This is a genomic window from Cohnella phaseoli, assembly GCF_003386235.1.
Classification (GTDB): domain Bacteria; phylum Bacillota; class Bacilli; order Paenibacillales; family Paenibacillaceae; genus Cohnella; species Cohnella phaseoli.
In genome coordinates, this window is the sequence record NZ_QRDZ01000065.1 from 1 (window position 1) to 12,438 (window position 12,438).

General features: G+C 57.0%; 10 protein-coding genes. 9 read left to right on the forward strand and 1 reads right to left on the reverse strand.

All coding sequences use genetic code 11. The annotated features are described in order from the left end of the window. Positions 1-404 precede the first annotated feature (404 nt). Positions 405-1,322 carry a sugar-binding transcriptional regulator gene (locus tag DFP98_RS38385; RefSeq protein ID WP_181918203.1) on the reverse strand — a complete coding sequence of 306 codons (918 nt, stop codon included), beginning with the start codon at positions 1,320-1,322 and terminating at the stop codon, positions 405-407. 239 nt (positions 1,323-1,561) lie between these two features. On the opposite strand from DFP98_RS38385, the gene DFP98_RS38390 reads away from it, so the two are divergent. From DFP98_RS38390 to DFP98_RS38430, 9 genes are all read left to right on the forward strand, one after another. After that, a complete protein-coding gene (locus DFP98_RS38390; protein ID WP_116065933.1) occupies positions 1,562-2,296 on the forward strand; it encodes an MBL fold metallo-hydrolase in 735 nt (244 codons plus the stop codon). After that, positions 2,293-3,162, forward strand: a complete 870-nt coding sequence (locus tag DFP98_RS38395) for an HAD family hydrolase (protein WP_116065934.1) — start codon at positions 2,293-2,295, stop codon at positions 3,160-3,162. The genes DFP98_RS38390 and DFP98_RS38395 overlap by 4 nt, the downstream gene beginning before the upstream one ends. A gap of 24 nt (positions 3,163-3,186) precedes the next feature. Then, a complete protein-coding gene (locus tag DFP98_RS38400) occupies positions 3,187-4,272 on the forward strand; it encodes an ABC transporter substrate-binding protein (protein WP_116065935.1) in 1,086 nt (361 codons plus the stop codon). A 17-nt stretch (positions 4,273-4,289) separates the two neighbouring features. Next, positions 4,290-6,047 (forward strand): ABC transporter permease, encoded by a 1,758-nt coding sequence (locus tag DFP98_RS38405; protein ID WP_116065936.1) that lies wholly within the window; start codon positions 4,290-4,292, stop codon positions 6,045-6,047. Next, positions 6,047-7,099 carry an ABC transporter ATP-binding protein gene (locus DFP98_RS38410; RefSeq protein ID WP_181918202.1) on the forward strand — a complete coding sequence of 351 codons (1,053 nt, stop codon included), beginning with the start codon at positions 6,047-6,049 and terminating at the stop codon, positions 7,097-7,099. The genes DFP98_RS38405 and DFP98_RS38410 overlap by 1 nt, the downstream gene beginning before the upstream one ends. Next, positions 7,092-7,874: a Cof-type HAD-IIB family hydrolase gene (locus DFP98_RS38415; protein WP_116065937.1), complete on the forward strand. Its 783-nt coding sequence runs from the start codon at positions 7,092-7,094 to the stop codon at positions 7,872-7,874. Before DFP98_RS38410 ends, DFP98_RS38415 begins: the two co-directional genes overlap by 8 nt. A gap of 85 nt (positions 7,875-7,959) precedes the next feature. After that, positions 7,960-9,705 (forward strand): B12-binding domain-containing radical SAM protein, encoded by a 1,746-nt coding sequence (locus DFP98_RS38420; protein ID WP_116065938.1) that lies wholly within the window; start codon positions 7,960-7,962, stop codon positions 9,703-9,705. Positions 9,706-9,727: 22 nt separating this feature from the next. Then, on the forward strand, positions 9,728-10,717 hold the full coding sequence (gene mgrA / locus DFP98_RS38425; RefSeq protein ID WP_116065939.1) for an L-glyceraldehyde 3-phosphate reductase: 990 nt from the start codon (positions 9,728-9,730) through the stop codon (positions 10,715-10,717). 125 nt (positions 10,718-10,842) lie between these two features. Then, the gene (locus tag DFP98_RS38430; RefSeq protein WP_116065940.1) at positions 10,843-11,802 is read left to right on the forward strand and encodes an acetylxylan esterase; all 960 of its coding nucleotides are present in this window, start codon (positions 10,843-10,845) and stop codon (positions 11,800-11,802) included. Positions 11,803-12,438 lie beyond the last annotated feature (636 nt).

A 12,438-nucleotide genomic window follows, 5' to 3' on the forward strand; every position in this document is an offset into this window, starting at 1 on the left:
GTATAAGCGGCTTTCAAAAGCTACGATTGGATGCATACGGAAAATTTTCATTCCAGGGGGTGGCAACGCTCTTTGTTGTCATGGATGTTTTTCGAACAAACGTCCATCATTAAAGCCTGGTTCGAGCTGCTTTGTACGATTTTTCGAACAAACGTCCATCATTAAAGCCTGGTTCGAGCTGCTTTGTAAGATTCTTCGAACAAACGTCCATCGTTAAAGCCTGGTTCGAGCCGAGACTGCCTCATACGCTTCTGAAATCAGCTTATCACGGGTTTACCCCTCAGATTTCAGAAAGCGTATAGCATCGGAGGGAGGTGCATCCCCCTTATCATCGAATATCTTTCACAGCAACTTGGTTGGCTTACGAGACAGCCCCTTGCCGTCGTTCAGCTCTTTTGAAGGGGCTAGCCCTCCATCATTTTCTGAGCGGTTGCCTCGTCCGTGACCAGCATGCGGATATGCCCGCCTCGCAGAGCAGCTTTGATGCTCTCGATCTTATGCAGGCCGAAGGCCAGCCCCACAACGTTGCCGGCTTCCCGAAGCTGCTCCAGCCCGACGCCGATGACGCGGCGATTGATCGGATGCGCGACGATCTGGCCGTCCCGGTTAATGAAACGCGAGTTGATGTCGGCGACCGTGTCGAGCTCCCTTAGCTCGCTTAACACCGTCTCGTTCAGGTAACCGTATCGTTCCATTGTAGACATCGAATACGGATTGCCGATTCCGACAAGCGCCAGATCGACCCGCTTCCCTTCCTCCAATACATGCACGATGTTTGGCAGCGTGGCGATCTGCTCCCGCAGTTGTTCCGTTTCTACGACGGACGGCGCATACAGCGACTCGCTCTTGCCTCCGAGCTTCTTGGACAGCTCGTACGCGATATGATTGGAGTGCACCTCGGTGCGCTCGTTCCCCATTCCGCCGATCAGCGGCACGATTTTCACATTATCCTTCTTGTCCAGCGGAAATTCTCTGACCATATGGTACAGCGTATTGCCCCAGGACACCCCGATGCGATCGCCGTTCTTAATCAGCTTATGCACGAAGAGGGCGGCGGCTTTGCCGACGGCGCTCGTTACCAGCTCTTTGTTCAAATCTCGCGTAGGCACGACCAATACTTGCTTTAAGTTGTAAGCAAGCTCGATTTCCTTCTCCAGCTCGGACGTCTGCTGCGGGTCGTCGTGCACGATAATTTCAACGACGCCAATCTCGCGCGCTTTCTGAATCATCTTGGAGATGATCGGCCGCGAGATGCCGAATTTCTCCGCCAGCTTCTCCTGCGTCCACGATTCGTAGTAATAGAGCTTGCATATTTTCACCATCAATCGGACGTCTTCGGCGCTCAATTCAACCCCAACTTTCTCTTAAAGAGGTAGTTCAATTCTCTAATAGTATACATGATTTCCTCTGGCAGCCAAGGAAGACTCCCCTTCAAAATCGCCGATTCCGCAAGTTTTACATACCGATTACATTCGTGTGACATTGGACGAATCTATCGGATTTACAATTGTTTTGTGGTTGAACATATGTAAAAGAAAGCGAGGACAGCTGAGGTGAAAGGATGGATATTACCATATTAGGATACTGGGGAGGTTATCCTTCCGCAGACGGAGCGACTGCGGGGTATCTGATCGACACGGGAGAGGGGCAAATACTGCTCGATTGCGGCAGCGGGGTGATGAGCCGACTCGTTAAGCACACTCGGGTCGACAAGCTGGACGGCGTTATTCTCTCGCATCTCCACTATGATCATATGGCCGATATAGGCATTCTCCAGTATGCGGCGACAGGCGCGATTCGCAACGGAAGGATGCAGGGCAAACTGGCGCTGTTCGCGCCATCGGAGCCGGTGAATATGCTGGCGGCCCTATACGGGGATCATTCCGAGATAACGATCATCGATCCGGCCCGTCCGGTGAGGCTTGCCGGCGCATGGGTCGAGTTCGTTCCGGTCGATCACACGATTCCCTGCTACGCCGTCAAAATTACGTACCGGGGCAAGGTGCTCGTCTACTCGGGGGATACGTCGTATTGCGATTCGCTGGTTGAGCTTGCGAGGAACGCCGACATTTTTCTCTGCGAGGCGACGATCTGCGAAGGCAGCAAGCATACGACCGGAGCCGGTCATATGGACGCCAGCGAGGCCGGCATGATTGCAGGCAAGGCCGGGGTAAAAAAGCTGGTGCTCGTCCATCTTCCCGGAGACGGGGATTTCGAGCACATGCGCCAATCGGCCAGCGCGGCGTTCGGAGGGCCGGTCGAGCTGCCCGACACCTCCCGGATGTACACCGTATGAGCCTGAGGCATCGGTTGTTGGCGCTCGATATGGACGGCACGCTGCTGGACGCGGACAAGCGAATTACGGACGAGGTACGCCGGGCGCTTGCCGCGTATCTCGGCCAAGGCGGACTGCTAACGATCGCCTCGGGCCGGTTCCCGGCATCGGTATGGCTGCACGGCAGGGAGCTGAACATGAACGTTCCGCTTATCGCGCTGAACGGCGCGGTTGTGCTGGACGAGCAGTCTGGCGAGCAACTGCAAGGAATGGCTATGGCGGCGGACAGCTTGCTCCCATTGATTCGCCTGGCTCGAGAGCGCGGCGCGTACATTCATCTTTACGGCTACAACGAGCTTTACGTTGAGCGGCTGAACGAGATGAATGCCCGCTGGCCGCTCGCCAACGTGGTCGTACTCCCAGACCGCGAGCTGACGGAGAGCAACTACCGCGAACAGGCCAATCTCATCCGGGTCATTCCGGTTGGCGACTTGGCGACCTTCGTAGGCTCCGTTCTTAAGCCGGTGTACAAAGCGACCGTCATCAGCGACCAACCCGGTTTGATCGACAGATTGACAGAGGAATTGGCCGAGTGGAACGTCTTCACGCTGACGAGGACGGGCAAACGTCGCTTCGATGTGAATGCGCATAGCGTCAGCAAACGAACGGCGCTGGAACGGCTGTGCCAGGAACGCGGCATAAAGACCAAGGAGGTCGCGGCGGTCGGCGATTACGATAACGACATCGACATGCTGCAATGGGCCGGACTCGGAATCGCCATGGGCAACGCCGAAGAGCGCGTCAAACAAGCCGCCCGAGTCGTGACGGACACCAATCGGGAGAACGGCGTCGCTAGCGCCGTATGGCATCATCTTATAAATCAATAAACCTACACAGAGGAGAGAAACAACATGCTGAGAAAAACGACGATTTTGACTTTATTGGCCGCAACGGTCGCCATCGCGGGCTGCGGCAACAACTCGAACTCCAACGCTGGCGGAGCCGGCGCGGAATCCTCCGCCCCTGCTTCCTCGCAGCCTGCTTCTTCCGCGCCGACATCTTCCGAGACGCCGGCTCAAGCTTCCGGTCAGATTTCATTCTATACCTCGCAGCCCGAAGAGGACGTTACAAAGCTGATCGCCGCCTTCAACAAAACGTATCCCGACGTTAAAGTAGAGACGTTCCGCTCAGGCACGGAGGAAGTTATCGCCAAGCTGCAGGCGGAAAATCAGGCGGGCGGCGTTCAGGCTGACGTGCTGCTGCTGGCCGACGCCGTTACCTTCGAAGGCTTGAAGCGCCAGGATCTGCTGCAAGGCTATAAATCGCCGGAGCGCGAGCATATTCCTGCCGAGCTGGCCGATCCGGACGGCATGTATACGGGAACGAAAGTTATGGCTACCGTGATCGCCGTCAACACCGACAAGGTCACTACCCTGCCGACGTCTTGGAAGGCGCTGGCCGCTGCCGAGAGCAAAGATGCCGCCATCATGCCGAGCCCGCTTTACTCCGGCGCCGCCGCTTACAACGTAGGCGTGTTCACCCGCACGGAAGGTTTCGGTTGGGACTACTTGAAGTCGCTCAAGGATAACGGCATGACGGTCATCAAAGGAAACGGCGCCGTTCTGAAAGCCGTCGCCGGCGGGGAGAAAGCATACGGCATGATCGTCGACTATCTCGTTCCTCGCGAGAAAGCCAACGGTTCTCCAGTTGACCTGATCTATCCGGAAGAGGGCGTGCCGCTGATCACGGAGCCGATCGCGATTCTGAAGAACACGGATAACGAGACCGCTGCGCAAGCTTTCGTCGACTTCGTACTGTCGGAAGAGGGCCAGAAGCTGGCCGCGGAGATCGGATATACGCCGATTCGCGAAGGCGTAACGCCTCCTGCCGGATTGAAGGGCATTTCCGAATTCAAGATTTTGTCCGGCGATCTGGCGACGTTGACGGATGAGCGCGAGGCGGACAAGAAGCAGTTTACCGAGCTGTTCGGTAACTGATTGCGGAGCGATAGCGGATGGCTACTTCGAACACTTCCGTCCTGAAGGCGGAGACGGGGAAGGGCGGCGGGACGTTCCCCCGCTCTCTTCTCTCCGCATCCTCCATAGGCAGATACGGGCTGCTGGCGCTCGGCGCGGCGGCGACGTTCTTCTTCTTTGTTCTTCCGATCGCCAAGCTGCTGCTGCTGAGCGTGCAGAACGAACAGGGCTTCACGGTGAGCTACTACACCGAGCTGTTCCGGCAGGAGCGGTTCTGGAAGGTGCTGCGGCACACGTTCGTCATCGTGCTCGGCTCGACGGCTCTATCCATGGGGCTGGGCGTCGTCGCCGCATGGCTCATGGCTTACACCGACTTAAAGCATAAGAAGCTGCTGAACCTGTTGATCGTACTCGTCTTCGTGCTTCCGTCGTACGTGCTTACGCTGAGCTGGTCCTCTTTTATGGGGACGCAGGGCTTGATGGCGAGTTTCCTCCATTTGTTCAACGCGGGGGCGAAGCCATGGAGCATGTATAGCGTGGGCGGCATTATTTTCGTCATGGGCATTCATCATTTTCCGCTGGTCTATCTCTTTACGCTTAACGTATTAAAGAAGATCCCAAGGGATCTGGAATGGGCCGCCAAGACGGGCGGAGCCGGCAAGCTCAAGACGATTGCCCAGGTGACGCTGCCGCTGGCGCTTCCGGGCATTACGGCCGGAGGGCTGCTCGTCTTCCTGGCCTCGCTGGACAACTTCGGCATTCCCGCTTTTCTTGGGACGCCGGTTAACATCAGTGTGCTCAGCACGCTGATTTATGAAGAGATTATCGGCTTCGGGCCTTCCGCATTCGCAAGGGGAGCTTCGCTGTCCGTGCTGCTTGGCCTGATCGCGATTGCAGGAACGCTGCTGCAATGGTTTACCGTACGCAAGAGCAAAGCGACCGAGACGACTCGCATGGACGAGGAACCGCGCTATGCGCTGGGAAAAGCTCGCGCATGGGTCGGCGGGACGATGTGGGGCGCGCTGATCCTGATTACGATCGTGCCGCTGCTGTCCATGATTACGCTGTCGCTGCGCAAATCCTACGGCGGCAAGCTGAATTGGAGCACCTTGACGTTAGACAACTACCGACACGTTCTGTTCGATAACCCGACCATCTGGCGCGCGATTCAGAACAGCCTGACGCTGTCGTTCATTACGCTGGCCGTCTGTATTGTAATCGGCACGCTGTTCGCCTTCTACCGGGTCAGGAAGCCGTCCAAGCTGAACAAGCTGGCCGAGCTGGCGATTTCGATTCCGTATACGCTGCCGGGTATCGTGTTCGCGCTGTCGATGATTCTCGTCTGGATGGAGCCGATTCCCGGCTGGAATCCCGGCATCTATGGAACGACGACGATCTTGCTGATCGCTTACGTATGCCGCTTCCTGGTCCTTCAGATTCGAGCCGGGGTGACCGCCTTCATGCAGGTGGACGCTTCAATGGAGGAAGCGGCCCGTATCTCCGGCGCAGGAGCCTGGACGAGGTGGAAGGCGATTTTGCTGCCTTTGCTGCTGCCCGGCATTCTCGGCGGAGGGCTGCTCGTCTTCTTGACTGCGCTCACCGAGCTGACCGTATCGGCGCTGCTATATTCGTCGGGCACACAGACGATCGGCGTCACGATTTTCGGGTTCGAGCAAGCCGGCAAGACGCTGTATTCGACCGCATTGTCCAGTCTGATCGTGCTGTTTATTTTTGTAGGAGCGGGGCTGCTGCAGTTATTGCAGAAAGGGTTCGCTCGCAGAGGAGGACGCAACTGATGACCATTCAACTTCGCGAAGTCTGCAAAACGTTCGGAAGCTATACGGCGCTTCGCAACGTAGATTTGGATATTGCCGACGGGGAATTCGTCGCCATTCTCGGCCCCTCCGGCTGCGGCAAAACAACGCTGCTGCGCATGCTGGCAGGCTTCGAGCAGCCGACCTCAGGCGAAATTCGCATGGACGGCGAAGTCGTCGCCGGGGCAAGCTCGCTCATTCCCCCTGAGAAACGGCGCATCGGCATGGTATTCCAGCATTTCGCGCTGTGGCCTCATATGAACATCCATGAGCATGTGCGCTTCCCGATCCGGACGCACAAGAAGACGCCCAAGGCGATTCGCGACAACGAAGCGGCTCGCATCGAGCAGGTGCTTGCGCTTGTCGGACTGTCGCATCTGGCCAAGCGCATGCCGCACGAGCTGTCCGGCGGGCAGAAGCAGCGGGTCGCGATCGCACGCGCCATCGCCGCCGAGCCTTCGCTTCTATTGATGGACGAACCGCTGAGCAGCCTCGACGCGCTGCTGCGCATGAACATGCGCCGCGAAATCCAGAGTGTGCACCGCGAGACGGGCTCGGCGGTCGTCTACGTTACGCACGATCAGGGAGAGGCGCTCTCGATGGCCGACCGGATCGTCGTCATGAAGGAAGGACGGATCGAGCAGATCGGCTCGCCTCAGGACATCTACTTAAAGCCGGAGACCGAGTTCGTCGCGCAGTTCGTCTCGAAGGCCAACCTCGTTCGCGGTCATTGGGACAACGACATGTTTATCCCCGAAGGTTCGGGCAGCTCCGTGCAATGGCGCGGCTCCGAAGTGGCCGGCTATTTCAAGTCGAACGGGCTGTACCCGGTCAGACCCGACCAATTGGAGCTGGGTCCGGTACAGGACGGCGGATTGGTCGGCCAGGTGGCTAACGTGCAGTTCCAGGGCAAGGAGTTTAATTACGACATCATCGCCGCCGGCCAGCAATGGGAGGTCATCTCTCCCGTGCCCTACAAGCTGAACGACAAAGTATCGGTGACGATTCCGCAGCGGGAGCTTCAGTATGCTTAAGTCGAAGCGTATTTTGTTTTTCGATATTGACGGCACGCTGCTCGACGAGCGCAAGCAGCTCCCTCCGTCGGCGAAAGAAGCGCTGCGATGCTTGCAGGAGGCCGGGCACGAGCTGGTGCTGGCGTCGGGGCGGTCGCCGTTTATGATCGCCAGGCTGGCGGAGGAGCTGCGCATCGATTCTTACGTCGGCTTTAATGGGCAATATGTCGTACTGAGAGGGAAGCGAGTATACACGAACCCTTTTCGCACGGAGGATCTTCACGATCTGTCCAAGTTCGCCGCCCGCCTCGGCCATCCGCTTGTCTATCTGAACGAAAGCCGGATGCACAGCAGCGTTCCCTACCATCCGTATGTGGACGAATGCATCGGCTCGCTGCAGCATAAGCACCCGGAGTACGAGCCGCGCTTTTATGAGCGGACCGAGATTTACCAGACGATGTTGTTTTGCGCGGAGCGGGAGGAGCGGCAGTATGAGGAGGTTTTTCCCGGCTTGCGGTTCGTACGGTGGCATCCACGTTCGGTGGACGTGCTTCCGTCGGGAGGCTCGAAGGCGAACGGCATCGCGCAGCTGATCGGCAGGCTTGGCTTCGACCCGGAGCAGGCTTACGCCTTCGGCGACAATCTGAACGATGTGGAAATGTTCCGCTACGTCGGCCACAGCGTCGCAATGGGCAATGCGCCCGATGCGGTCAAAAGATTGGCGCGTTACGTGACGACCGATGTAGGACGCGACGGCATCGCCAACGGGCTGCGTCTGGTCGGGCTGCTGAACTGATCCGCCGGTTCGCGCAAAAGGTTTTCTTCCTTGCCGATTATCCGTTACAATAAGGAAAAGCCTTATGCCGAAAGAGGAGCCTGCCATGAAAGTCGTCTTAGCGACGCTTAACGCCAAATATATTCACACCTCGCTCGCCCTGAGATATTTGAAAGCCTACGCTCAGGACGAGTTTGACATTGACATTGCCGAATATACGATCAAGGACCCCGCGATGGGGATTGCCGCCGATCTGTTCTCGAAGAAGCCCGACGTGATCGGGTTTTCGTGTTATATCTGGAATATCGAAGAGACGATTGTCGTCGTCGACATGCTGCGCAAGGTGCTGCCCGAGGCGAAAATCATCCTCGGAGGACCGGAAGTGTCCTACGATACGGAATATTGGATGAACCGGCTTTCCTCCGTCGATTTTATCGTGATGGGCGAAGGGGAGGAGACGTTCCGGGACTTGCTGCGGCAGATTGCCGGAGAGCGCAAGTATCACTTTGTATTCGGCCTGGCCTACCGCAAGGAGGGAGAGGTCGTCATCACGCCGGGACGGCCCAAACTGGATTTGAATACGATTCCTTCGCCGCATCGTTTTCAGGAGGACATTCCGTCGCTGCGCAACCGCGTCGTGTACTTCGAGACCAGCCGCGGCTGTCCGTTCAGCTGCCAGTTCTGCTTGTCGAGCATCGAGGTGGGCGTGCGGTACTTCGATATGGAGCGGGTGAAGGCGGAGCTGACCTACTTGATCGACAGCGGTGCCAAGCTGATCAAGTTCGTCGACCGCACGTTTAACATCAAGCGCGATTATGCGATGGAGATTTTTCAATTTCTGATCGACAACCATCGCGGCTGCGTGTTCCAGTTCGAGATTACCGCCGACATCATGCGTCCCGAGGTGCTGGATTTTCTGGCCGAGCATGCGCCTCCGGGCGTTTTCCGCTTCGAGATCGGGGTGCAGTCGACGAACGATCCGACGAATCTGGCGGTACAGCGCCGGCAGAACTTCGCGAAGCTGACGCGGACTGTCGTTAAGGTGAAGGAGAGCGGCAAGATCGACCAGCATCTGGACTTGATCGCCGGACTGCCTCACGAGGACTACGATACGTTTCGCAAAACGTTTAACGACGTGTTCGCGCTCAGACCGGAGGAGCTGCAGCTCGGCTTCCTGAAAATGCTGCGGGGAACGGGACTGCGCAACGACGCGGCCAAGTACGGGTATATTTATTCGGAGCGCGCGCCGTACGAGATGCTCGGCAACGAGCTGATGCCGTTCGGCGACATCGTACGGATCAAGCGGGTAGAGGACGTGCTGGAGAAGTTCTGGAACGCTCACCGAATGGATCGCACGATGGAATATTTGATTGTACAGGCGTACCCGTCTCCGTTCGACTTTTTCCAGGCGTTCGGGGACTACTGGGAAGAGCGGGGCTGGAGCAGAATCGGCCACCAGTTGGAGGATTTGTTCTCGCGGCTGTGGGCGTTCCTTGAGCATGATGCGCGTCCCGAGCTGGACCGCGACGTCGGGTTCGGCTTACTGCGCATCGACTATTATTTGCAGCACAAGTACAAGCCTCGCAAGCTTTGGTGGGAGGATCGTCTGGACAAAAAAGAGTGGTCGGCAGGGTTGAAGTATGCAGCCGAGAAGCTGGGCCTGGACGAGCGCGAGCTGCAGAAGAAGAGTACGCTGGATCGGCTTCCGTTCGACTACGGCGCATGGGTGCAGGAAGGCAAGGTCGATCGAACGAGGCCGTCCTTGCTTGTTTTCCAATACTCGGGTGAAAGCGAAGGGCCGCAATTGCTGGCGCTGCCGCTTCCTGAGGGGCTTGCGGCAGTCCAATTATAAGGCGAGAGGTGGAAAACGGATTATGGTTTATGTGGCGAACAAGGAACGTTACGCATCGATGAAGTATAACCGGGTTGGGCGCTCGGGGCTGAAAATCCCGGCGGTATCGCTCGGATTGTGGCATAACTTCGGAGGGATCGATTCCTTCGAGAACGGCCGAGCCTTGGTGAGACACGCCTTTGATCTGGGCATTACCCATTTCGATCTCGCGAACAACTACGGACCGCCTCCGGGGTCGGCGGAGGAGATGTTCGGACGGCTGCTGGCTTCCGACCTGAAGCCGTACCGGGACGAGCTCGTCGTCTCGACGAAGGCGGGCTACTATATGTGGGAAGGGCCGTATGGGGAATGGGGCTCGCGCAAATATTTGCTGTCCAGCCTCGACCAGAGCCTGAAGCGGATGGGCCTCGACTATGTCGATATTTTCTACCATCACCGTCCCGATCCGGAGACGCCGCTGGAGGAAACGATGATGGCGCTCGATCATGCCGTACGCTCCGGCAAGGCGCTGTACGTCGGCATTTCCAACTATCGTGCGCCCGAGGCGAAGGAAGCGATTCGCATCCTGAAGGAGCTCGGTACGCCGTTGCTCATTCACCAGCCGCGCTACAGCATGTTCGACCGCTGGATCGAAGCCGGGCTGCAGGATGTGCTGGAAGAGGGCGGCGTCGGCTCCATCGTGTTCTCGCCGCTGGAGCAGGGGCTGCTGACGAACCGTTATCTGGGCGGCATTCCGCAGGATTCGCGGGCGGCGGGCGCATCGGTATTCCTGAATGAAGGGAATATTACCGCCGATAAGTTGGAAAAAGTGCGCAGACTGAACGAGCTCGCATCGGAGCGCGGGCAGACGTTGGCGCAGATGGCGCTGGCATGGGTGCTGCGCGGCGAGCGAGTGACGAGCGTGCTGATCGGAGCGAGCAAGGTCGCTCAGCTCGACGATAACGTTGCGATGCTGCAGCGGCTTGATTTCTCCGCGGACGAGTTGTCTCGGATTGAAGCGATTTTGAACTAGGATCAGACCGGAGATTCTTGAACGAGATCAGAACGGGGGGCTTTCCTGACAAACTCTACTGTTTACAGGACGCCCCCTAGCTTGGAATAACGTCATACCGCAATTACTTGGAGGAGAAACGCAGCATGAATCATGCAGTAGCGAGAAGAGTAGAAGAGTTGGAGCGATTGGCCCCGCCGCTGACGGCCCAGCCCGACCTGGACTCATACTGGGACGAGGAGCTTAAGCGGTATGCGGCCAAACCGTTGAACGCGACAAGGACGCTCGTAGAGACGCCGATGGCGTTCATGGAGGCGTACGATGTTGCGTACGAAGGCTTCGACGAGACGCCGATTCGCGGCTGGTATTTGCTGCCGAAGTTTTCTCGCGAAGAAGAGCGCAAGCTTCCGTGCGTCGTGCTTTATCACGGCTATGGAGGCAGTCGCGGCTATCCGGAGGAGTACGCTTCTTATTTGCTGATGGGATTGGCGGTATTCGCCATTGACGTTCGCGGGCAGGCCGGAGAGACGGGCAACCTGATGCCGCAATCTTACGGTATGACGAGAGGGTGGCTGACGCAGGGCATATTGGATCGCGATACTTGCTATTATAAGGCGATTACTGTGGACGCACTCAAAGCGCTGGATTGGGCTGCCGAGCAGCCGGAGATCGATGCGGGTCGCATCTGCGCGATGGGCGGCAGCCAAGGCGGAGGGCTCGCGATGATTGCCGCGGCGCTGTCCGACAAGCCGGCGATCGCAGTTCCGCATATTCCGAATATGTGCCATATGGATTTCGGTATTTTGAACTCGGCGAGTTCGCTGACGGAGGCCGCTTCGTTCGTGGAGCGGTTCCCCGGCCATTTGGAGGCGGTGCTCCATACGCTTAGTTACTTCGACAACATGAACCTGGCGCACCGCATCCGCATTCCGGTGTTCGTCACCGTCGGCCTGAAGGACCCGGTGACGATGCCGGAGACGATCTACGCGGCGTACAACCGGATCGAAGGGGATAAGCGCATCGTACCGTTTCCGTTTACCGGCCATGCGGTGACCGGGGAGATGCAGCGTCAGGCGCTGGAGTTCATCGCATCAAGGCTGCTTTAGTATCCCTGTTGATCACGCGGCCTTAGATCATACAAGTCCCTCGCTTGCCGAAGAGTTCATGCGGACACGGTGTTTTAGCCTCCGCGCCCCGGCCTGGGCCCTATGCTTGACCCACAACGTTTACAATTTATTGGATATTAAGCTTTTACGACGGATCTATTTGCACACATGAGCTTACGCAGAGAAGTTAGTCGGAATTTCGTACAACGCAGCTCGAACCAGGCTTAAACGGCGGACGTTTGTAGGAAAAACCGCACAAATCAACTCGGTTCAGACTCAAACGACGAACGTTTGTAGGAAAAATCGTATAAATCAACTCGGTTCAGACTCAAACGACGAACGTTTGTGGGAAAAATCGTATAAATCAACCAAGATCAGGGATTCTATGTCACTAAAGCGTCTACGATAATTATACGAATAACTTCTGGAAATTATCTGGAAGTGTTGTGGGTCAAACATAGGCCTGGGCCCGGTCAAGGCACTTTTTTGCACTAGTCATGCATCAAACCTGACATGAAAAAACGATCTCCATAATTACCTGTATAAGGAATATTATGATTGTTTTCTCGTAGCCAAACGCATTAAAGCTCCTTTATTGTAGAAATGACGCGTTATCCATCATTTCTCCAAAAAAGG